This is a genomic window from Rhizobium binae, assembly GCF_017357225.1.
In the GTDB taxonomy this organism is placed as follows: domain Bacteria; phylum Pseudomonadota; class Alphaproteobacteria; order Rhizobiales; family Rhizobiaceae; genus Rhizobium; species Rhizobium binae.
This window is the reverse complement of record NZ_CP071604.1, coordinates 2,006,613-2,028,530: the sequence shown is the minus strand read 5'-3', so window position 1 is coordinate 2,028,530 and position 21,918 is coordinate 2,006,613. Positions and strand designations below refer to the sequence as shown.

Here is a 21,918-nt window from a genome sequence, read left to right as displayed (position 1 = left end):
GCGACCATAGTCGAGCCGCCTGCCAGCGTGAAGCCAAAAACCGTGGCTGAAAACTGTGCTTGCCGCGGCGCTTTGGCTCTACACATTTGCGGCGAAGGCTTATAAGGTCCGCCCACCTTTCAAAGCATTCGGAGAGCGACATGGCCGGCCACAACATCCCTCACTTTCAGAACGACAGCGGTCATCGCGTCATCGAAGTCGGCGTCAAGGAATTCATGTGCACGGGCGCTTCGGCACCCTTCGATCACCCGCACATCTTCATCGACATGGGCGACGACAACGAGAAGGTCTGCTCCTACTGTTCGACGCTCTACCGCTTCAATTCCTCCCTCAAGCCCAGCCAGACCAATCCGGCCGGCTGCGTTTTCCACGTGAAGGCGGCGTAACCGACCAGTCGGATCGGACAGGCAATGCCGGTCGAACATGCCGTCATCATCGGCGCCGGAATTGCGGGGCTGACCGCTGCGCTGTCGCTTTCGCGCCGGGGCATCAGCTCCGAGATTTTCGAGCAGGCAGACGAACTCACCGAAGTCGGCGCCGGATTGCAGCTTTCGCCGAATGCCTCCCGCATTCTTGCCCACCTCGGCATCCTGGACGGGCTTTCGAGGATCTGGCTCGAACCTGAGAGCATCCGACTGATTTCGGGCAGTTCGCTGCGCCAGCTTGCGGCGGTGCCGGCAGGCAAATTCGCCCGGCAGCGCTGGGGCGCGCCCTATGGCGTCCTGCACCGCACCACTTTGCAGAAAGCGCTGATCGCCGCGGTCGAAGCCGATCCGCTCTGCCGGCTTCGTCTCGGAATGCGCATGGAAGCGGGTCGACCGCCTTCCGACCGGCCGGCCGATGTCGTGATCGGCGCCGACGGCGTCTGGTCGCAGCTGCGGCAATCTATTGCGGGCAGCCCCTCGCCGCGTTTTTCCGGCAATATCGCCTTTCGCTTCACCATTGCCGAGGATGAAGCCCCCGGCTTCCTCGATCGGACAAGCGTTTCCGCTTTCCTCGGCGGGTCGGCGCATCTGGTCAGCTATCCGCTGAAGGAAACCGGCAGTTTCAACATGGTGGCAATCACCGCCGGCAACATTGCGCCGGAGGCTTGGCAAAGCGAGCCGGCGGCGGAGCAGCGCGCCCAGCTGCGATCACGTCTTGCCGGCTGGAACGCAGCGATCGTCTCGCTGATCGAGAGGCAGCAGAAGCTGACCTTCTGGCCGCTGTTCGAAACCACAACAGGCGCGTGGCAGGACGGCAGGGCGGTTCTGATCGGCGACGCCGCTCACGCAATGATGCCCTTTGCCGCCCAGGGAGCGGCGATGGCGATCGAAGACGCCTGTGAACTTGCAGCGTTCCTTTCGGTTCGTCCCGTCGCTGAAGCGCTGGCGCTCTTCGAAAACCATCGCGTGCCGCGCATTGCCAAGCTTCGCCAGCGCGGCGCCTTCAACCGCTTTGCCTATCATGCGAGAGGGCCGATCCGGATCGGCCGCGATCTCGTGCTCGGGCTGAAGCCGCCGCAAAGCCTGGCGGCGGATCTCGACTGGATCTACGGCTATCGCGCCATGCCATAGAGCACCGCAAGCGGCGGCGGCGCTCCACGCCTGGCCTCAGACGGCGCTTGCCGCCGCAAATCCGCGTTCGATATCGGCCTTGAGGTCGGCCACGTCTTCAATGCCGATCTGCAGGCGGATGACCGCACCGTCGGTCGGGGCCTTGGCGACCTTGCGGTCGTTCAGATAGGCGTGCAAAGCGAGGCTTTCGAAGCCGCCCCAGGAATAGCCGAGGCCGAAGATCCGCAGCGCATCGAGGAAGGCGTGCGCCTTTGCCCTGGATTGCGCGGGACCATCGGCGGCAAGCACGAAGGAAAAGATGCCGCTCGCCCCCTTGAAGTCGCGCTTCCAGAGATGATGGGAGGGGAAGCTCGGCAGCGCCGGATGCAACACGCGCGCGACGTCCGCCCTGCCCTCCAGCCATTCGGCGATAGCAAGCGCGCTTTCATAATGCCGCTCGAGGCGCAGACTCATGGTGCGCAACCCGCGCAGGATCTGGTAGGCATCATCGGGTGCGCCGCAGATGCCGAGCACCCCGTTCGCCTCCTTCAGGCGCTCCCAATGCTCGGCATTGGCCGACACCGTTCCGAGAAGAATGTCGGAATGGCCGGACGGATATTTCGTCGCCGCATGGATGGAGATGTCGACGCCATGATCGAGCGGCCGGAAATAAAGCGGCGTCGCCCAGGTATTGTCCATCATCACGACGGCGCCATGGCGGTGGGCAACCCCCGATATCGCCGGAATATCCTGCATCTCGAAGGTGTTGGAGCCGGGAGCCTCGGTATGTACGATCTTCGTGTTCGGTCGGAACAGCGCCTCGATGCCGGCGCCGATCGACGGATCGTAATATTCTACCTCGACGCCGAGGCGCTTGAGCATCGTGTCGCAGAAGTGGCGAGTCGGGCCGTAAACCGAATCGACGACGAGAGCATGGTCGCCGGCAGCGACGAAACCCAGAAACGGAATGGTGACCGCCGCAAGCCCCGAGGGAACGAGGATGGTCCCGGCCGAACCTTCGAGAGCGTCGATCGCCTCGCAGAGCGCATCCGTCGTCGGCGTGCCGCGCGTCCCGTAGGTGTATTTCTGCGCACGCGTCTCCATCGTCCGGGCGTTAGGAAACAGCACCGTCGAGGCATGCACGACCGGCGGATTGACGAAACCGTGATAGTCGAAGGGATCGTTGCCGATATGGCTCAGGCGGGTGTTGATACCGGCATTCTGCAGCAAGCTGTTTTTGTCTTTCATGTCGGGAATAGCCTTTGGCGAGGGGACGCGAAAACGAGACTTTTGGACGCCCCGCCGCCTCCGGTCAACCCCTTGGGCCGGGGGTCGGCTCCCATCGAAAAGTATGATTTTCGCGTTATTTTTCCGCAATCGAACGCCTATTTCCTGACCAGCCGCCCATGAATGCGGCGCAATTGAGCAAAATTCTGAATTTTGCCGCAATTATCGATGGCGACACTTGACCATAGTGGCATTTGCGACTGTGATAGACCCACTCGCGCCGGGAGGGTGTCGAGACGATTGGGGAGGCGGACGCAACGTTCGGACACGCACTCCCCACAAATAAAGATAAGACAACGGAAAAGGTTGGGAAAATGAAGAATAAGCTCCTGTCCGCCGCCATCGGCGCAGCGGTTTTGGCACTTGGCGCATCGGCAGCCTCGGCCACCACTCTTGGTGACGTCAAGGCCAAGGGTTTCGTACAGTGCGGCGTCAATACCGGCCTGGCCGGCTTTGCCGCGCCCGACGCTTCCGGCAATTGGACCGGCTTCGACGTCGATTTCTGCAAGGCCGTCGCTTCGGCAGTCTTCGGCGATCCCACGAAGGTGAAGTTCACCCCGCTCAGCGCCGCCAACCGCTTCCCCGCGCTTCAGTCCGGTGAAGTCGACGTTCTGGCCCGCAACACGACCTGGTCGATCAACCGCGACACCGCGCTCGGCCTGAACTTCCGTTTCGTCAACTATTATGACGGCCAGGGCTTCATGGTTCGCAAAAGCCTGAACGTGAAGTCGGCGCTCGAGCTGTCGGGCGCATCCGTCTGCGTCCAGTCGGGCACGACGACCGAGCTCAACCTCGCCGACTATTTCAAGGCAAACAACCTCCAGTACAATCCGGTTGTTTTCGAAAAGCTGGATGAGGTCAACGCCGCCTATGACGCCGGCCGCTGCGACGTCTACACGACCGACCAATCCGGTCTCTATTCATTGCGCCTGACGCTGAAGAATCCCGACGAGCATGCGATCCTGCCGGAAATCATTTCCAAGGAGCCGCTCGGCCCGGCCGTGCGCCAGGGTGACGACCAGTGGTTCGATATCGTCAGCTGGGTTGGCTATGCCATGATCAATGCTGAAGAGTTCGGCATCACCCAGGCCAATGTCGATGACATGAAGAACTCGCCTAACCCCGACATCAAGCGCTTCCTCGGCGTCGAGGCGGACACCAAGATCGGCACCGATCTGGGCCTGACCAACGAATGGGCCTATAATGTCATCAAGAACGTCGGCAATTACGGCGAAGTCTTCGAGCGCAATATCGGCCAGGGCAGCCCGCTGAAGATTGCACGCGGCCTGAACGCGCTGTGGAACAAGGGCGGCATCCAGTACGCGCCGCCGGTTCGCTGATCGGCACGACGCTTGAAAGCCGGAAAGGCGGGCGACCGCCTTTCCTCCTCCTATAAAAAAGCTCCGAAAAGGGGCGCATAACATGGGGAATTGGCCAGGCATGACGCATCATGTTGCGGATTCGGCACCATTGCCGAGAAGCGGCTGGAGCTTCCAGTCCGCCCTCTACGACCCGAAAATTCGGGGCATTTTCTTCCAGGTTCTTACCATCGTGTTGCTGGTCACCATCATCTGGTGGATTGCACACAACACGGCAGTCAATCTGGCGCGTGCCAACATCGCTTCAGGTTTCGGCTTTCTCAACAGCCGCGCCGGCTTCGAGGTCGGTCAATCGCTGATCGCCTATTCCAGCGATTCGACCTATGGACGAGCGCTGGTGGTCGGTCTTCTGAACACGATCCTGATCGCGGTGACCGGCATCATTACGGCAACCATCATCGGCTTCGTCATCGGCATCGGCCGCCTTTCGCGGAACTGGCTGATCGCCAAGCTCTGCACGGTCTATGTCGAGATCTTCCGCAATATCCCGCCGCTGCTGGTGATTTTCTTCTGGTATTCGGGCGTTCTGGCGATTTTGCCCAATGCCCGCGAATCGCTGCACCTGCCCCTCGGCTCCTTTCTCAACAATCGCGGCCTCTCGTTCCCGAAACCGATCTTCGGAGAAGGTTTCTGGCTCGTCGGCGTCGCCTTCGTGATCGCGATCGTCGCCGCTGTCGTGACCGCCCGCTGGGCGCATCGCCGGCAGGCTGCGACGGGTCAGCCGTTCCACACGATCTGGGCTTCGCTCGGCCTGCTTATCGGCCTGCCGCTGCTTGCCTTCCTGGTCGCCGGAGCGCCCCTCTCCTTCGATTATCCGATCGCAGGCAAGTTCAATCTGAGCGGTGGCTCCGTGGTCGGCCCCGAATTCATGTCGCTCTATCTGGCGCTCTCGTTCTACACCGCGGCCTTCATCGCCGAGATCGTGCGCTCGGGCATCCGCGGCGTGCCGAAAGGGCAGACGGAAGCGGCAGCCGCGCTTGGTCTGCACCCTTCGGCGATCACCCGGCTGGTGGTCATTCCGCAGGCTTTCCGCATCATCATTCCGCCGCTGAGCAGCCAGTATCTCAACCTCACCAAGAATTCGTCGCTCGCCATCGCCATCGGCTTTGCCGACCTCGTTGCCGTCGGCAGCACGACGCTGAACCAGACCGGTCAGTCCGTCGAGGTGATCTTTATCTGGATGGTCATCTACCTCAGCCTCAGTATCGTGACCTCACTGTTCATGAACTGGTTCAATGCCAAGATGGCGCTGGTGGAGAGATAAGATGAGCAACAGTTTCGTCAGAACCGCAATACTGGCGCCGGAGCCGGCGCCCGCGGGAGAAAAAGGCGCACTGGCCTGGATCCGCCGCAACCTGCTTGCGACGCCGAAAGATATCGTCCTAACCGTCCTGGCGAGCGCATTCCTTGCATGGGGACTGCTCCATGCGATCGACTGGCTTTTCGTTCAGGCGGTCTGGAGCGGCCCGGACCGAACGTTCTGCGCGACGACGGTGCAGGGCGGCGTTCAGCCGGAGGGCTGGAGCGGTGCCTGCTGGGCCTTCGTCGGCGCCAAGTTCGACCAGATCATCTTCGGCGGCTATCCGCCCGGTGAGCGCTGGCGGCCGACGCTGGTCGGCATCCTCTTCGTACTGCTGCTGGTGCCGATGCTCATCCCTTCGGTGCCACAAAAGCGCCTGAACGCCACCCTGCTCTTCATCGTACTGCCGATCGTTTCCTTCTATCTGCTTTACGGCGGATTTGGCCTCGAAATCGTCGAGACGCCGCGCTGGGGCGGGCTGATGGTGACGCTGGTGCTATCCTTCGTCGGCATTGCGGTCTCCTTCCCGCTCGGCATTCTGCTGGCGCTCGGAAGGCGCTCGCACATGCCGGTTATTCGCATGGTCAGCGTTATTTTCATCGAGGTCGTGCGCGGCGTGCCGCTGATCACGGTGCTCTTCATGGCGAGCGTCGTGCTGCCGCTCTTCCTGCCGGCGGGCTGGACGGTGGACAAGCTCCTGCGCGCGCTGATCGGCGTGGCGATCTTCGCTTCCGCTTATATGGCGGAAGTCGTTCGCGGCGGCTTGCAGGCCATCCCGAAGGGCCAGTTCGAGGGTGCGGATTCGCTTGGCCTCGGCTACTGGCAGAAGATGCGGCTGATCATCTTGCCGCAGGCGATCAAACTGGTGATCCCCGGCATCGTCAACACCTTCATCGGCATGTTCAAGGACACATCGCTGGTGTCGATCATCAGCATGTACGATCTCCTCGGCATCGTCCGTTTCCTTTTCACCGATCCGAACTGGGCAACCGCGGTAACGCCGTTAACCGGGCTGATTTTCGCCGGCTTCGCCTTCTGGCTTTTCTGCTTCGGCATGTCGCGCTATTCAGCATTCGTAGAACGCCACCTCGACACCGGCCACAAACGCTAAACGATAAGAATAAGGGAAACAATCATGGCTGAAGCTCCAGCGAAAAAGCTCACCGTCTCGACGACCGAAGTCGCGGTCGAGATCATCAACATGAACAAGTGGTACGGCGATTTCCACGTGCTGCGCGACATCAACCTGAAGGTCATGCGCGGCGAGCGCATCGTCATCGCCGGCCCGTCGGGCTCCGGCAAATCGACAATGATCCGCTGCATCAACCGGCTGGAAGAACACCAGAAGGGCCAGATCATCGTCGATGGCACCGAGCTCACCAACGACCTGAAGAAGATCGATGAAGTCAGGCGCGAAGTCGGCATGGTGTTCCAGCACTTCAATCTCTTCCCGCACCTGACGATCCTCGAAAACTGCACGCTGGCGCCGATCTGGGTGCGCAAGATGCCGAAGAAGCAGGCGGAAGAGATCGCCATGCATTTCCTGAAGCGCGTCAAGATCCCCGAACAGGCCAACAAATATCCCGGCCAGCTTTCCGGCGGCCAGCAGCAGCGCGTGGCGATCGCCCGGTCGCTGTGCATGAACCCGAAGATCATGCTGTTCGACGAGCCGACTTCGGCGCTCGATCCTGAGATGATCAAGGAGGTGCTCGACACCATGGTCGGTCTTGCCGAGGAAGGCATGACCATGCTCTGCGTCACCCATGAAATGGGCTTTGCCCGCCAGGTCGCCAACCGCGTCATCTTCATGGACCAGGGCCAGATCGTCGAACAGAATTCGCCGGCCGAGTTCTTCGACAATCCGCAGCACGAGCGCACCAAGCTGTTCCTCAGCCAGATCCTGCATTAAGTCTCGAGCTGAAGCTTTCTAAAAGACCCGCCGCGCCTCCCGGTTCGGCGGGTCTTTGACGTTCAACGGGAGGCCGCCCTGCAAGAGGCTGCTACCAGAGGATATATCGACGCAACGGATGATCATCTTGCGCCGCTGGTCGGCAGCCATGGCGCGGAAGGCATCCAGCGTGCGGGCCTCGACAGCGTCGGCGGCATCATCAGACGTAGCGGCCGCCGCCTCCTCCCTATGGTTCACACTGAAGGATTAGCACAAGGATTGCTTCCAACAGGGCGAAAGCCGGGTCGATCACGTTGGCCGCGGTTATCAAGATCTTTGCTCCCTCCATTTAAGTGGCAAAAATAAACTTCCGCTCTTCTGGATATGCCTTGCAGGAACTCCATGTTCAGCATGTTCTATTTTACGAAGCCGGAGGTTCAGGAATGGGAATTTTTGACAAGATCAAACATGCAATCTTTGGAGAAGCCAAAGCTGCCGAACCCGCTGCCGCCAATGCACCAAAGGCGGCACCGGTCCAAACTCCCGTCTCACCTTCGCCGGCGCCCAGCCAGGCGCCGACGGCTTCTCCAGCGCAGAGCAAGACGGCTCCAGCCCCGGCGGCAGCAACAGTCGACATCGTCCCCATCCTCGACGCGGCTGTGAAGAAGAGCGGCCAGAAACTCGATTGGCGGCACTCGATCGTCGACCTTATGAAAGCCGTCGGGATGGATGCGAGCCTCGCCGAGCGCAAGGAGCTTGCCGCCGAACTCGGCTATGTCGGCGACAGCGGCGATTCCGCAAAAATGAATATGTGGTTGCACAAGGCACTGATGAAGCGGCTGTCGGAAAATGGCGGCAAGGTGCCGGCCGATCTCCTGGATTGATCCACCGAGAGGATGGATGACAGCCGCCCACTGCGGCGGCCCGTCATCTTGCCATGCCCTTGCAGTGCATGCCTCTTGCCCGCAGGCGTTGAAACCAATAACCTTCGGCTGGAATACTTCGATGATCGATCAGGGGAACTAAATCCAATGAGATTGATGGCAGTCGTTGGCGTTGCACTTAGCTTGGGCTGTATTTCGGCCGCAGAATCACCTTCAAACTACCGATCCTACGGCGGTGTTTTGGTCGATACCGATCCTGTCCTCCTGGCTCGATACGACAAAGCCCTCCGGTGGTGCGAACCGGAGGCCGGCTCATGGCAACGCGGCTCCCCGGATCCGCAAAGCCTGCATTACAACGCGGCGCTCAGAAACTGCCTCTACAGACACGGCTTCGTCGACCGGGGCGTCTACGCCTACCCCATTCCGAAGGTTTATTTCGATCATTTCCTGGATCGCTGAGAAAAGTGGTTACGCCCCCAGCAATTCCTTCCATCCTTTCGGCGAAATCCATTGGATTCACGCGTCGTCTTTCGCGTCGCACGGATCGAAATAGGTAAGGAACGCCGATCCGTGACAAATGCGGTCGTACCCTAACAATGATGATTGCCGTGGAACTTCTAACCGCCTGCGTCCTACCCGTCAGGACTACGATGCTTACTTCACATTGCTGCAATGCAGCTCAAGGGCGAGAAGCGAGCGGTGAAAGATTGCGCGACCGATTTGATGCAAATGTCCGTCTCGGCGCCGGGCTTGTGACAGATGTTTCGGACGCCGAAGCTCCACGGCTTGCATGCGAGCGATTTGTTGCAGCCGTTGTTTCCGGCCGCATACCTATGACGGTGTCGTCGACGTCAAACAACACGGCATTACTCCGAAGATCATCAAGCTTTTCCAAGGCCGTTAAAACAGGATCGCTGGTCGGCTTGCTGTCTCGTGCTTGCAAGCCGTCGACGGTCCGTTCGGCAAGCACTTTATGATTCATGCCTCAGGCAGGTTTCATTGCCGTTGTAGGTCGTATGGACGACGCCGCCGTTGCTCTCGGCGCGGCGGCTGGCATACCGGCTATCCCAGTCCCGCTCGTCCGACGGAGCAAGCTCATTTTCTTAGTGAGACTCCCCCGAGCTACCGATCCAAGCGCCGCCGTTTCGAGGCTTGGCATCGGGATCCTCTGCTGCCAGTCGCTTCGGCAATGGGTTGAGCGGCTAGCCAACAACCGGGTCTGCAATGTTGACGGTCGATCCGATGAGATCGGCTGCTTTGCGGATGACGGGGCCTGGTTCAGCACGCTTGCGTGAGTGGTCGGCGCTGCTCTTTGCAGCATGCCTGCAGCAGTGTTCCGAGTACCTCGATCGCGGTATCGGACTCACGAAAACCGAGCATTGCCTTGTCGCCCGTGCCGTTGATCGGGGCTTATTTTGACGTTCGAGTCGCGGTGATTCGGCGATCCTCGCTCCCCCGATCATCTCAATTAGTATCACTTTCTAGGCCTACGACGTCCAAAATAGCTAAATTTCGAAAAAAAATTCGATTCTGCCTTTCGTGGTCGCACCCCGCAATTTTTCATAATGTTTTCAACGGGCAGATATCCCTGTAGTTGCAGAAAGAATATTTCGCGGCGAGCGAGATTATATATTGCCCCATTTTGGGCGACTCAAAATTCAGCAAATATTTCAAAATGTAACAATGGATCGATTCTGATATTGTGGCAGCAATATGGCTATTCTTCTCAAGCACTTACTGTCTCGCTACTGTTGCGCCCTCCAAAACGTCGCCTTATAACCCCTCGCCGTAACCAAGGATTAACTAAAAATATTAACTGGCAACGGTTGAGGAACAAGACATGACAACATACTACGTATCGGCGAGCAGCAGCAGCGGCGGTAACGGCAGTGCCACCTCTCCTTTTCACACGATCAATGAGGCGATGGCCGCGGACCTCAAGCCTGGCGACGAGGTCGTGGTGCGCGCGGGCGTCTATAACGAGTCGGTGAACATGTACAAGGATGGTTCCGCGGCCGGCTACATTACCTTGCGGTCGGAGGTACCGGGTGGTGCGGTGATACACTCGGCATCGGGCGGCGCAAATGGTATCAACATCACTGCTAACTACGTGGCGGTCCAGGGCTTCGAGGTCTACGGAAGCGATTCGCACGGTATTGTTGGTGATGGCGTCCACCATGTGAAGATCGCCAACAACGTTTCCCACGACAACGGTGCGTCCGGCATCGCCTTCGCCGGATCCGACTTCATCACGATCGAAGGGAACGAGACTTACAAAAATGCGAGTGCCGGCTGGTTTTCAGGCATTTCCCTCTACCAGAACCGGAATATCACCGGGGCGCCTGATGATGGCAGCTTCCGCAACATCATCCGGAACAACATCTCGCACGACAACGTCACGAAGTCGGGTGCGCACACCGATGGCAACGGCATCATCATCGACGATTTCCAGAGCACGCAGACGAGCGGTCATCCGAACTACACGTTTAAGACCCTGGTCGACAACAACCTCGTCTATGAGAACGGCAGCAAAGGCATCCAGGTTACCTGGAGCGACTCCGTCACGGTGAAGAACAACACCGCATACCACAACAATCAGGACCTGTTGAACGACGGCACCTGGCGCGGCGAACTCAGCAACGCGCAGTCGAGCAACAACACCTGGGTCAACAACATCGCCGTAGCAGACCCGTCGGTGAACAAGAACAACACCGCGGTTGATAACACGTCGTACGGCGGCTACACCAACAAAAACATCGTGTGGGCCAACAACATCACCTACAACGGCACGGCCGGCCAGGCCTCGGTCAAAACCGATGGCGGCAACGCAATGCCTAGCTCGGCGGACGGCAACAAGCTTGGCGTCGACCCGCATTTCGCGGGGGCATCGAGCGGCGACTTCCACCTCGCCTCCGGCTCGGCGGCAATCGACAGCGGAACCGCCAAGTACGGCGTCGACTCGGTTGATCTGGACGGCGACGCTCGCGTCGTTGGAACTGTCGATATGGGCGCCTATGAATCGGGCTCCTCCCCGGCATCGGGAACGCCAACCACGCCGACGCAGCCGGTAGCGCCAACCACGCCGACAGAGCCGACGACTACGCCGACGCAACCGAGCTCCGGCTCGGGGACGCCGACCACACCGACGGAGCCGACTACGCCGACGCAACCGACCACGCCGACTACGACGACGAAGGTATACACCGGCACCGATGGTAACGACTACCTGCCACACACCGGTCAGTCCAACGGCGGCAACGAAACCTACAAGGGTCTCGGCGGCAACGACGTGCTGAAGGGCGGCGCCGGCTCGGACGTCCTCATTGGTGGCGCCGGAAGGGACATCATGAGCGGTGGCACCAGCTCGGATACGTTTACCTTCAAGGCCCCGACGGAGACCGGCTCCGGCTGGAACCGCGACGTCATCACCGACTTCCAGCATGGCGTCGATAAGATCGACCTCTCGGCGATCGATGCGAATGGCTCTGCGCAGGGCGATGCAGCCTTCCATTTCCAGGCGCAGGAGAACGCCTTGTTCGACAAGAAGGCTGGTGCGCTCGCGTGGCACTACGAGGACGACCATACCGTTATCCAGGCCGATTTGAACGGCGACGGCGTTCATGACTTCGAGATCCAGCTGAAGGGCCACGTCGCGCTGGGGGCAGGCGATTTTCTCCTGTAACTAATACCCGTTGTGGCGGTCATCCGATCGCCACAACAATCGGAAATATGTCAGGCACGCAAAGCCGGCTGTTTCGGCGCGTGGATGAGTCCGCCGGCTGCGCATAGCCCGAGTAGGTCGCATCTGCGCGCCGCAATTTTTTCACAGGCCTCAGTCGGGCTCTCAGGCGCGGCCTTTCGCGAGGCGAAAGCTTCCATGGTTCATCTCGAAGAAGTTGACGTCGTGCTGATGCGGTCCAGCAGAACGCTGGTCAGGCGCTCGGATACAGGGCCCTGCATCGTGGAACGGAAGGCCGCTGGTGACAACGTGGCAATGCGTTCGTGGTGTTGCGACATCAGCTCAATTCCGCGCCGTCTCGTGCCTTTCCCCGAGATTGAAGAATTCTGCCGGAGTGGGTTTTCGTCGCGGTGAGGGACTGGCGAGAGGCATAGCCAAAGGCGCGTTACGCAAATCGCTCTTGATCGTCGCGTGCGGTCTGTAATCTCACTCGCAATTTGCAACCACAATGATATCTTACCCCGGAAGCCCCTTGGCCAAAAAATCCGGCAATACATCAATACTAGAAGCCCTTCTGCGCGAAAAACCATCAGATGCCGCAGTAGGTGGCCGAAGAGAACAAGCACAGCTAAACTCTTTGAAATGATGGCGACCCCTGCAGGAATGCCAAAGTCTGACATTATGCTGTAATTTCAATGAAGATGCTTTGACCTGAGGGGCGACGCGGTACCATGCCCGTCATTTCGGATGGCGGATTGAGGACGCTCCGAAGGACATTCACCTGGGAGCATCCGATGATCCACGAATTGCGCATCTATACATGTCTGCCGGAGAAGCTGCCGGCACTGCAACAGCGTTTCGAGACCGCGACGCTGGCGATCTGGGAACGTCTCGGCATCCGCTCGCTCGGCTTCTGGACGACGATGATCGGTTCTTCCAGCAACGATCTGACCTATCTGCTTGAATGGCGGTCGCTGGCGGAGCGCGAGCAAAAATGGGCCGAGTTCATCGCCGATCGGGAGTGGCAGGAGGCGAAGGCGAGAAGCGAGGCGGATGGGCCGATCGTCGCCAACATCACCAGTTCGCTGCTGAAGCCGACGCGCTTCTACCGCGGCTTTTCCAAACCGTCGGAATAGAGGCCGCAACTCCGCCCGCAATGATTGAGAAGTGTTTCAACGTGGGCCTCGCTGAACCAGAGAATTTTGAATTCTGACGCTACAAGTCAACAGAAAGGTGCATGACCACCCTCCTTTGTAGAGGATAGCCCCCACTCGACATTCGAATACCGCCGTGACGTAATGGCTATGTCTGCGGTTGCAGTCGGCCGGCAGCCGGCGCGCCGCAGTTTGAAGTCCGCTCACCATCACGTAGAGGGCTCGGATGTTTTCGATTGCAGGCATGTTCTTCATTGAAAGGAAGGAGGTTAAGCGAACCCCCGAGGAGGTTGTGGCGATCGCCCTGCTTATGGGAATTGACGTGTGGACATTGGGGCACCTTTATGTGATCCGACCGCCACCATCCGGCCTGGAGTCGGTCGAGTTATTTGTTGCTGCGATAAGGCAGTCGAATCCGACTGGCGATAATGAGGATGACATTTAGCTATCTGAGGGACTGCAGGAGTGCAAATAACCTGCATTGGCTCGCCACCTTACCAGAAGATGCCGCGAACCGAATCGCGGACATTTCTCGGCCGGACCTGCAAATCATAGTTCCCGTGCCGCACTGCTGGTGCGCAACGCCGGCTCGATCGCTCTCGACGACGACACTGAAGAGGCTCTACGGAACGTCCCGAGCGAGCTCGTGCTGACGCGCGAGGATGCTATCAGGTATATCGTCCGTGAGTGGATGGAGCAGAACACCTATCTGCCGGTGCACGAGCTTGATGAGGATGGCCAGGTCGATGGAACCGCGTGATCTGCGGTTTCCTCCCAAACGCGATTTCCTGCACGTTGACGGCAGACTGCCACTAATGCCGCACGTCCAATCCCTCATCCCTGATTTCGCGCCAGACGAGAAACATCAACAAGGGGCTCTTGCGCACAAATTCCCTATTGGCTTCATCCTTGCATACCTCCGGCCACGACCGCGAGAATAAATAACTCCCCGGCCCCGGCAGGAACAGTATCGCAAGAAGCGCCCCCAAAATATTGTATATGTATCTCGCGAATCCGTTTATGTGTTCCACGCCACCGCTGTAAATACTTAGGGCGTACGCACCAAGTAAACAGAGAATGAAGCCTGCTAGACAATTGATACACAGGCGCTTTGTCACCCTAGCCTCCCAAAGAATCAAGTGCTCAGCATGAATGTCAAAGAAAGTGCGCCATCTCGCTGACTTGCTGGCAGCCTATCACCATCAATTGCCATCTCCTATAACTCAAAAATCGCCGCACTATCAGCAGCGTCCCGCAATCCTTTGTAAGACGGATGCCGCAGCTTCCCGTCATGCGTCCAGGCCCGGTATTCGATATCGGCGATGAGTTTCGGCTTGATCCAGACCAGGTTCTTGCGCCGGCCGGTATACCTCACGGCGGGCGCTGACACCTTGAACTTATCCATGGCACCGCGAAGCTCCAATGCCTGGCTTGCCTTAAAGCCAGTTCCGACCGATCCGACGTAGACAAGCTCGCCGGCTTTCCGGGCCGCAAGCAGCAGCGCGCCGATATTCGCGAACGCCGAGCTGGACTTCTGATATCCCACGATCACAAAGCCGTCGCTCTGAATGCATTTGATCTTCAGCCAGTCGCCGTACCGACCGCTGCGATAGGTGCTGTTCCGATCTTTTGCGATGATGCCTTCAAGCCCATGCTCGCAGGCGATGCGGAGAAGGGTTTCACCATCCGCCTCGATCTCCTCCGATAACCGGATCGCCTCCTCCCCGCCGGCAGGCACCACACCCTCGAGGAGATGGCGCCGCGCAGTGAGCTCGGTTTCCGTGAGGTCACGACCATCGAGATAGAGAAGGTCGAAGACCATCAAGACCGATTCCCACGATGTCCGCTTTCCGCCGCGGCCTCCGAGCGACTGCTGGAGCTTGCCGAAATCCGACCGGCCCAGCTCGTCGAATACGACAGCCTCGCCATCCAATATCGCCGTTGAGACAGGAAGTCGTTTCGCCTCGGCCACGATGGCAGGAAAACGATCGGTCCAGTCATGACCGCCGCTGGTTAGGATCCTGACCCCGTTCGGCTCGATATGAACGGCCAGGCGGTACCCATCCCATTTCACCTCGAACGCCCATTGCCGGCCTTTCGGCGGCCGTGGCTTCAGCAGCGCGAGGCACGGATCGATGCGCGCCGGCATCGGGTCGAGCGTAAGCTGATGCTGGTAGGATCGCGCCGGCGGCGCGGGCGGCTCCGGAGCGGCGTGTCGGCTTCACCGAGCAGCGGCAGGGAAGGTTTACGGGGCGGCCTGGTCATGCCGCAAGTTCATCAGCAAAAGTTTAAAAAGCAATTTGCCCATATTCATTAGGTGCGGCGGGACTTTTGTGGCAGCTGCGGGTTTGGCGCGAGGATGCCCTTCAACCGCTCCCCGCCAACCACGGCGCAGCCACTAGCCCCCAGCGGAGCTTTTTGTTGGGATCAACACAGGATCCGGGAACCTCTTCAGGTAGTTATCGGTTTTGACGACGGGCCGCACGGCTTCAGTATCTTGTACTGCTGCACCCCCTGTTCGCAGCGACCGTGCGGTCCACCGACTGCGGTCGCGTATCGGTCCGAACGCGTACGGAAACCAGACGCAGCGCCCAGCGTTTTAGCACGTGGACCGCGCGCGAGAAGCTTCGCTCTGCAAGACTCTCAACTGGTTCGCCCCTTTGCGCGGTTTCGCCTTTCCATCTCTCTGTTTCCCAACCGCCCCGTTTCGGCGGGGCCATTTTTTGTTGCGATATATTCGTTAGTGACTCGCCATCCGATGAGAACATATTAGCAACATCGCTCGGGCGGGAGCATTCACGAAATCATGCGGCGAGCAACCTCTCACGGGGAAAGGAGGACGCATGGCCGAAACGATCGGCGAGGCAATGGATGCAGGATGGGATGTCAGGGCCAGGTGCGCCTGGGGAAGGCGCGAGGGCCTGAAGAGCGTGCGTGAATGCCGTTGGAAACATCCGCTCGATATCGTCACGCTGGTGGCGACGAGAGGCCGGGTTTTTCCGCTGTCGATGTTGTCGCAGCGGATGCGCTGCCCGGTTTGCGGTAGCCGAAGGGTGGCGATTGCCTACCTGCCCGAAGCCGAGCCGCCGCGCCTGATGACGATGGCGAGGAGCTGACCATGCCTCGTTTCCAACCAATAGAAGATTGGTCGCCGGGATACATGAACGCCACGCCAAGTCACCTCGACATCATGGCCGAGTGTGTCGCATGCGGCCAAACCCGTCCGTTCTCGAAGGAATCGCTGCCGCAGGCTCGGCGGCACGCCGAGGTGAGCGATGTCGAGAAGCGACTGAAATGCGTTGCATGCGGCGCAAAGGCGGGAAAGCTGCGGTGGCTACTATCTGGAGGAAGACTGATGATCGACGATACCACTTGCCGAGCGGCAGCCGTATGGAACGAAATGGACCATCCGCAATGAGCATTGAAGGACATTCGACGACTCCGGGAGCCAACGTCATCGCCGAGCACTATTGCTGTGTCGCCGGCCGCTTGAGATAGGTGGGTTTGATAGCTCATATACAGCGGCCGGCATCGGAGGGTCGTGCGGGCTTCAAGCCGAGAAGCGGAATAAAAACAAACGTGTAAAAATTTTATGGCGACCCCTGCAGGAATCGAACCTGCGACAACCTGCTTAGAAGGCAGGTGCTCTATCCAGCTGAGCTAAGGGGCCGTCCGGCGGCCGCGTTTAAGAAGCGCGACCGGATGCGGCATATGTGGACGAGAAACTTCAATGCGTCCAGGGCTGCGTGCGGGTATAGCGGAAATTATCCGGATAGGCCACGACCTGGCGAGCCGGGTCCTTCGGCGCGATGACGCGGTATTCGATGCCGTTGCGCTGGGCATAGGCTTCGGCTAGCGCCTGCGTTTCGAAGGTGAGTTTTACCTGCTGGCGCATATCACCCGAGGAGGTGTAGCCCATGATCGGATCGATCTTGCGGGGGGACTCCTGATCGAACTCAAGCACCCAGAGATGGGTCTTGGCCTTGCCGGACTGCATGGCGGTCTTAGCAGGACGATAGATCTTGGCAGGCATGTCTGCGGCATCTCCGAATATGCGGGGACTGCGCCCGCCTTTCATCATCTCAGTCCCGTCGCCGGGCCTCGCTTCGTCGCCAGGGATGGCGCGAAGAGATGAGTTTTGCTTATCCGCGAATCCCCGTTTTTTCAAGAAAAAAGCGGTGCGCGGCGCGCCCAGCCCTCCCGCCGCAGTGATGAGGTGATCATACGGAAACAGCGATATCGGCGGACGGCGCAACCACGGATATCCCGCCAGGTGTTCAGCCGCCGCCCGAAGCCCAAGAATTCCGGCCGAATTGCGCAATATTACCGGTCGTCTCATGTTGTGATCACAACCCGATTGCCGCGGCCGGCCCCCGGGATTATTTACAGCTCAAATAATTTTATGGATTTGCGCGCATGATGAGACGTTCGGCAGAATTCAATGCCATCGTGATAGGAGCCGGCATTACCGTGTTCTTCTATGTCGCCATCAGCTACGCCCAATATATCGGCCTGCTCGGCCGCGGCTGAGGCGGACCCGTGCTGACGTCCATTTGCGCCATATGGTCAAATCGACGGCCTTTCGAGATTTTCCATATTGCGTCCACAGGCCCGGTGAGAAATCTCCGCGCAGAGCTGGATTTATGGGTTGCGAGGGCGAAGTGAACCGTGTATTCCCCCTGCCAATCACGGCACGGAGTGTAGCGCAGTCTGGTAGCGCATCTGGTTTGGGACCAGAGGGTCGGGAGTTCGAATCTCTCCACTCCGACCATTCAATAACCCGATTTTTTTAGTTTCCTGACAGTCGCGCCGCAGCCTGCTGGCGCCGCTACTTCGCCTTTGTCGTCGTGGCGCTCATGATCCTGTCGCCCACCTTGATTCCCAATTTGCCGACGACGCCGGCATTGAGTTCGACGACGTATTTCACCGGGCTCATCGAATCGATGATGTCGCGCGAATAGGGCGTCGCGTTTTCCTTGATGTGGCGGATCGTGCCGGTATTGTCGGCAAAGAGCATGTCGAGCGGCAGGATGGTGTTTTCCATCCACATGGCGACGCGCCGCGACTCGCCAAAATCGAAAATCATGCCGGCGTCGTCGGCCATCGTCTTGCGGAACATCAGTCCCTGGGCGCGCTGGTCGTCCGTCACCGCGACCTCGACGGTGAAATGCAGCGTCTTGCCGGCGGCCGTCTGGATGAGCAGCGGCTCCTTGTCGAACCGCAGCGGCTCCTCACCCAGGGCCGGCAGGGCGACCAAGAAAAAAAGCGCCAAAACGGCGCTTCTGATCGCATGAAACAGGACGAGACCGCGCATCTCAATGCGACCGGCTTGCCGGGCTCGGAATATCGGGATGAATTTCTGCGGCCATCAGGCCCTTTTCGCCATCGCCGAAGCGGACGAGAACCACCTGACCGGGGCGCAGCTCGGTCAGGCCGAAACGGCGCAGCGTTTCCATATGCACGAAGATGTCTTCCGTGCCCTCGCCGCGCGTCAGGAAGCCGAAGCCCTTGGTGCGGTTGAACCACTTGACCAGCGCACGCTCGAGCCCGCTTGTGGCGGTGACCTGCACATGCGTGCGTACCGGCGGCAACTGCGAGGGATGAACCGCAGTCGACTGATCCATCGAAAGAATCTTGAAAGCCTGGTAGCCGCGCTCGCGGCGCTGGATGAGGGCAACGATGCGCGTTCCCTCGAGGATCGTCTGGTAACCGTCGCGGCGCAGGCAGGTTACGTGCAGGAGAACATCCTGCATGCCATTGTCCGGAACGATGAAGCCGAAGCCCTTGGCGACGTCGAACCACTTGACGACACCGGTGATTTCAACAAGATCGACCGTCTCTGACGACAGCTCGTCGAGATCGGTGTATTCGTTCGATGAAATCCTATCAGCCATAGTCGCCAGCCCCTCGAATACGCGTCACACTGTTACGGTTAACTGATTCTTGAAATCAAGATTAACATCTTGGTAACGGATAAGCGCAAGTCCTAGTTTTCGGTTATTCCCAGCTGCACATTTTATGATGATGACTTGCCCGAAGCTGACCACGGCTTGCCGTTAAGGGCCAGCCCCAATAAAGGAGTAGATAGAATGCGTTATCTTCATACAATGGTTCGCGTCAAAGACCTGGACGCTTCGCTCGCCTTTTATACCAGCCTGTTCGGGCTGGAGGAGATTCGCCGCCACGAAAACGAGAAGGGCCGTTTCACCCTGGTTTTCCTGGCTGCCCGCGACGATCTCGAGCGTGCACGCAACGAAAAAGCGCCCTGCCTCGAGCTTACCTACAACTGGGATACAGAGGATTACAGCGGAGGACGCAATTTCGGCCATCTCGCCTATGAGGTCGACGACATCTATGCGATCTGCCAGAAGCTGATGGACAACGGCATCACCATCAACCGGCCGCCGCGCGACGGCAACATGGCCTTCGTGCGTTCGCCGGACGGCATTTCGATCGAAATCCTGCAGAAGGGAAGTCCGCTTCCAGCCGCCGAACCCTGGGCGTCCATGGGAAATACCGGCGCCTGGTAAGGGTTTTCGCCGCAAGGCTTTTGCGAAGCTTGCGGCTTTTGCGATTTCGGCTCCGGGCGGCGCCTTGGCGCTTGCCGCGATCCGGCCCCGCAGGCAATCTCCAGCTGACTCGACGCGGAAAATGGCGATTTTCGCCGTTATCCGCATCAACTGGAGACTGGTTGCTTGCCTATGAATGAGATGCGGATGCCTGTAGTGGGCGCTTTGCTGATTGCCACCTCGATGCTGGCGCTGTCCGGCTGTGCGTCGGACAAGAAGGCACTCGATTCAGCCGCCGCGGCTCCGGTGATTCCGCCAACGGCGGCCGCAGCGCCCCAGCTTGCCGCGACGGCGCCGACGAAATCTGCGCCGCGCTCCGTCTACACCGACCCGCGGCTCGTCAACGTCTCCGGCGCGCAGGCCGCGCCGCAGGGCGTCGCAGCGGATCCGAATGCCGCCGTTCCGCCGGCCGATCCGGCAGTGGCAGCGCCTGCCAATATCGGCGGGCTGGTGATGCAGTCGACACGGATCAATGCGCAGGCGATGAGCATCTTTTCGGATCAACGGCCGCTGCCGCAAGACCGCAGCACGTCCACCATCGTCCAGCCGCAAGCCTATGCGCCGACGGAAGGCGTGGCACCGACGAGAAGCAGCGTCTACAGTCAGCCTGCCGTGCCCGCAGAGCCGGTGACCCCGGTGCTGCCTCAGCAATCCTCGGAGAACTCCGGCACGCAGCCTGTGCCCGTTCAAACCGCCTCGCTGGCGACAGGCGGCATTCCGGCCTCGACGACCAACGCGCTTTACAGCGCGCCGAAGCAGAACCTGCTCGGCAGCCTTTCGGGCCTCCTGCACAAGGCCGCCCTGCCCGGCATGACGCGTGTCGCGCCGAACGGGCTCCATGTCCAGAACGATCATGTCGAGGTCGGCTGCTTCAAACCCGACCTCCTGAAAGTGATCAAGACGGTCGAAAATCATTTTGGCCGGCCCGTCATCGTCACCTCAGGCTATCGGGACGAAGAACATAACCGCCTGGCCGGCGGCGCCGACGAATCGATGCACAAGAGCTGCGAGGCCGCTGACATCCAGATCGACGGCGTGTCGAAATGGGATATCGCCGCGTATATCCGCTCCCTGCCGGATCGCGGCGGCGTCGGCACCTATTGCCACACGGATTCCGTCCATCTCGACACCGGCAGGAGCCGCGACTGGAACTGGGGGTGCAGCGGCAAACGCGCGCCGATGACGACCGCCAGAGCGATCTGATATCGCCCTCATGGACTGGATCACGTTACGTCAGTCTGGTTTTCCGCGCTTCCGACAAGACGTACAAGCCGTTGATTCGGCATCGGTAATCTCCAATGCCGGCGTCGCGAAAATATCTGTCATTTTTTTGAAAAAAATCGAATTTGCCGCTTGCGGCTTCTGCAGGTGCTGACTATAAGGGCGCCACCACGAAGGAAGCGCCCTTCGTCTATCGGTTAGGACACCAGATTTTCATTCTGGGAAGAGGGGTTCGACTCCCCTAGGGCGTGCCACTCTCTCGACATTGAGACCATCGCATCCGCTTGCAGAAGCCGGCCTGCGCTCTTATCATAACGAAGCCAGCCTGCGCCCTTCGTCTATCGGTTAGGACGACAGATTCTCATTCTGTAAAGAGGGGTTCGACTCCCCTAGGGCGTACCACATTCGGGCTAGGTCACCGATTTTGACGAGAGCCAGGTAGTTTCGCTTCAACGGCAATCACCTGTTCCCGATCGTCGACCGGTTCGACACCGGCTGCGTCACCCTGGATCAGGTGCGCCAGCACTGGGCCGATCCCGGAAAGTTCGACGGATACGCCTGACGAGCCGAAGCTCTTACCCTCCAACGATTTCGCTGAAATGCACGATGGGCGCGATGTCCGCATGGTTGGCGACGTCCGCGACAATCTCCGCGCGGTGGGACCGACCGCCTCCTGGAGCGTCCCGAGGTTCGGTGAGTAGATGTGGCAGGTCTCGCAAGGCGTCGTGCAGAGCACCTGTAGGGGCGTGTCACGCCGCCCAAACGATCCGCCGAACTTGAATTCTTGCGTCCGCCATAACGTTCGCCACCCTTTTTCCACGGCAGCAAAAAAATCGGCGAAAACGATGATTTTTTCGCGCCTTGGCGCTTGCGGCTTTTGAAGCTGCTGACTATAAGGGCGCCACCACGAAGGAAGCGCCCTTCGTCTATCGGTTAGGACACCAGATTTTCATTCTGGGAAGAGGGGTTCGACTCCCCTAGGGCGTGCCACTTTCTTTCCTACAAATCCTCATCATAAGCCG

General features: G+C 59.4%; 20 protein-coding genes, 5 tRNA genes and 2 pseudogenes. 20 read left to right on the top strand and 7 right to left on the bottom strand.

The window, feature by feature from the left end; genetic code table 11:
- The first annotated feature begins 140 nt into the window (after positions 1–140).
- Together J2J99_RS09880 and J2J99_RS09875 are read left to right on the top strand one after the other, a co-directional pair.
- Positions 141–386 carry a zinc-finger domain-containing protein gene (locus J2J99_RS09880; RefSeq protein ID WP_168294811.1) on the top strand — a complete coding sequence of 82 codons (246 nt, stop codon included), beginning with the start codon at positions 141–143 and terminating at the stop codon, positions 384–386.
- 24 nt (positions 387–410) lie between these two features.
- Positions 411–1,556, top strand: coding sequence for an FAD-dependent monooxygenase (locus J2J99_RS09875; RefSeq protein WP_168294812.1), 1,146 nt, complete (start codon positions 411–413; stop codon positions 1,554–1,556).
- 36 nt (positions 1,557–1,592) lie between these two features.
- Here the strand turns inward: J2J99_RS09875 and J2J99_RS09870 are convergent, their stop codons facing one another.
- The gene (locus J2J99_RS09870; protein ID WP_168294813.1) at positions 1,593–2,783 is read right to left on the bottom strand and encodes a cystathionine beta-lyase; all 1,191 of its coding nucleotides are present in this window, start codon (positions 2,781–2,783) and stop codon (positions 1,593–1,595) included.
- 353 nt (positions 2,784–3,136) lie between these two features.
- On the opposite strand from J2J99_RS09870, the gene J2J99_RS09865 reads away from it, so the two are divergent.
- The 4 genes from J2J99_RS09865 (at position 3,137) to J2J99_RS09850 (ending at position 7,410) form a co-directional block, all read left to right on the top strand.
- The gene (locus J2J99_RS09865) at positions 3,137–4,162 is read left to right on the top strand and encodes an amino acid ABC transporter substrate-binding protein (RefSeq protein WP_168294814.1); all 1,026 of its coding nucleotides are present in this window, start codon (positions 3,137–3,139) and stop codon (positions 4,160–4,162) included.
- Positions 4,163–4,262: 100 nt separating this feature from the next.
- Complete coding sequence (locus tag J2J99_RS09860; RefSeq protein WP_168294815.1) at positions 4,263–5,465, top strand: amino acid ABC transporter permease; 1,203 nt, start codon at positions 4,263–4,265, stop codon at positions 5,463–5,465.
- 1 nt (position 5,466) lies between these two features.
- Positions 5,467–6,612: an amino acid ABC transporter permease gene (locus tag J2J99_RS09855; protein WP_168294816.1), complete on the top strand. Its 1,146-nt coding sequence runs from the start codon at positions 5,467–5,469 to the stop codon at positions 6,610–6,612.
- Between the two features lie 24 nt (positions 6,613–6,636).
- Entirely contained in the window at positions 6,637–7,410 is a 774-nt protein-coding gene (locus tag J2J99_RS09850) for an amino acid ABC transporter ATP-binding protein (RefSeq protein WP_125844860.1), read from the top strand.
- 18 nt (positions 7,411–7,428) lie between these two features.
- Here J2J99_RS09850 and J2J99_RS09845 read toward each other — a convergent pair whose 3' ends face one another.
- The gene (locus tag J2J99_RS09845) at positions 7,429–7,647 is read right to left on the bottom strand and encodes a hypothetical protein (protein WP_168294717.1); all 219 of its coding nucleotides are present in this window, start codon (positions 7,645–7,647) and stop codon (positions 7,429–7,431) included.
- A 185-nt stretch (positions 7,648–7,832) separates the two neighbouring features.
- Here J2J99_RS09845 and J2J99_RS09840 point away from each other — a divergent pair, with 185 nt between their 5' ends.
- The 6 genes and pseudogenes from J2J99_RS09840 (at position 7,833) to J2J99_RS09815 (ending at position 13,866) form a co-directional block, all read left to right on the top strand.
- Positions 7,833–8,273 (top strand): DUF3597 domain-containing protein, encoded by a 441-nt coding sequence (locus J2J99_RS09840; protein WP_168294817.1) that lies wholly within the window; start codon positions 7,833–7,835, stop codon positions 8,271–8,273.
- Between the two features lie 147 nt (positions 8,274–8,420).
- On the top strand, positions 8,421–8,732 hold the full coding sequence (locus J2J99_RS09835; RefSeq protein ID WP_168294818.1) for a hypothetical protein: 312 nt from the start codon (positions 8,421–8,423) through the stop codon (positions 8,730–8,732).
- A gap of 1,381 nt (positions 8,733–10,113) precedes the next feature.
- The gene (locus tag J2J99_RS09830) at positions 10,114–11,955 is read left to right on the top strand and encodes a M10 family metallopeptidase C-terminal domain-containing protein (RefSeq protein WP_168294819.1); all 1,842 of its coding nucleotides are present in this window, start codon (positions 10,114–10,116) and stop codon (positions 11,953–11,955) included.
- Between the two features lie 791 nt (positions 11,956–12,746).
- Positions 12,747–13,088, top strand: coding sequence for an NIPSNAP family protein (locus J2J99_RS09825; protein ID WP_168294820.1), 342 nt, complete (start codon positions 12,747–12,749; stop codon positions 13,086–13,088).
- A gap of 244 nt (positions 13,089–13,332) precedes the next feature.
- Entirely contained in the window at positions 13,333–13,551 is a 219-nt protein-coding gene (locus J2J99_RS09820; protein ID WP_168294821.1) for a hypothetical protein, read from the top strand.
- A pseudogene (locus J2J99_RS09815) lies at positions 13,541–13,866 on the top strand (CopG family transcriptional regulator). Before J2J99_RS09820 ends, J2J99_RS09815 begins: the two are co-directional and overlap by 11 nt.
- A gap of 456 nt (positions 13,867–14,322) precedes the next feature.
- Here J2J99_RS09815 and ligD read toward each other — a convergent pair.
- Positions 14,323–15,371: pseudogene (ligD, locus tag J2J99_RS09810) on the bottom strand (non-homologous end-joining DNA ligase).
- Between the two features lie 578 nt (positions 15,372–15,949).
- Between ligD and J2J99_RS09805 the strand changes: the two are divergent.
- Positions 15,950–16,222, top strand: coding sequence for a hypothetical protein (locus J2J99_RS09805; RefSeq protein WP_205918626.1), 273 nt, complete (start codon positions 15,950–15,952; stop codon positions 16,220–16,222).
- A 2-nt stretch (positions 16,223–16,224) separates the two neighbouring features.
- Entirely contained in the window at positions 16,225–16,524 is a 300-nt protein-coding gene (locus J2J99_RS09800) for a hypothetical protein (RefSeq protein ID WP_246735330.1), read from the top strand.
- 175 nt (positions 16,525–16,699) lie between these two features.
- Here J2J99_RS09800 and J2J99_RS09795 read toward each other — a convergent pair.
- Positions 16,700–16,776: transfer RNA gene (locus tag J2J99_RS09795), tRNA-Arg, on the bottom strand.
- 57 nt (positions 16,777–16,833) lie between these two features.
- Positions 16,834–17,139, bottom strand: coding sequence for an ETC complex I subunit (locus J2J99_RS09790; RefSeq protein ID WP_010004800.1), 306 nt, complete (start codon positions 17,137–17,139; stop codon positions 16,834–16,836).
- Between the two features lie 661 nt (positions 17,140–17,800).
- Between J2J99_RS09790 and J2J99_RS09785 the strand changes: the two genes are divergently transcribed.
- A tRNA-Pro gene (locus tag J2J99_RS09785) sits at positions 17,801–17,877 on the top strand.
- A gap of 57 nt (positions 17,878–17,934) precedes the next feature.
- Here the strand turns inward: J2J99_RS09785 and J2J99_RS09780 are convergent.
- Complete coding sequence (locus tag J2J99_RS09780; RefSeq protein WP_168294822.1) at positions 17,935–18,420, bottom strand: DUF192 domain-containing protein; 486 nt, start codon at positions 18,418–18,420, stop codon at positions 17,935–17,937.
- Between the two features lies 1 nt (position 18,421).
- Complete coding sequence (locus J2J99_RS09775; RefSeq protein WP_004675946.1) at positions 18,422–19,000, bottom strand: cold-shock protein; 579 nt, start codon at positions 18,998–19,000, stop codon at positions 18,422–18,424.
- Positions 19,001–19,195: 195 nt separating this feature from the next.
- On the opposite strand from J2J99_RS09775, the gene gloA reads away from it, so the two are divergent.
- The 5 genes from gloA to J2J99_RS09750 all read left to right on the top strand — a co-directional run bounded on the left by gloA (position 19,196) and on the right by J2J99_RS09750 (position 21,886).
- Positions 19,196–19,636: a lactoylglutathione lyase gene (gene gloA, locus J2J99_RS09770; protein WP_168294823.1), complete on the top strand. Its 441-nt coding sequence runs from the start codon at positions 19,196–19,198 to the stop codon at positions 19,634–19,636.
- Positions 19,637–19,822: 186 nt separating this feature from the next.
- The gene (locus J2J99_RS09765; protein ID WP_375337282.1) at positions 19,823–20,878 is read left to right on the top strand and encodes a YcbK family protein; all 1,056 of its coding nucleotides are present in this window, start codon (positions 19,823–19,825) and stop codon (positions 20,876–20,878) included.
- A 197-nt stretch (positions 20,879–21,075) separates the two neighbouring features.
- Positions 21,076–21,150 (top strand) — tRNA-Glu (locus tag J2J99_RS09760).
- 73 nt (positions 21,151–21,223) lie between these two features.
- A tRNA-Glu gene (locus J2J99_RS09755) sits at positions 21,224–21,298 on the top strand.
- A 513-nt stretch (positions 21,299–21,811) separates the two neighbouring features.
- Positions 21,812–21,886: transfer RNA gene (locus tag J2J99_RS09750), tRNA-Glu, on the top strand.
- Positions 21,887–21,918: the final 32 nt, after the last annotated feature.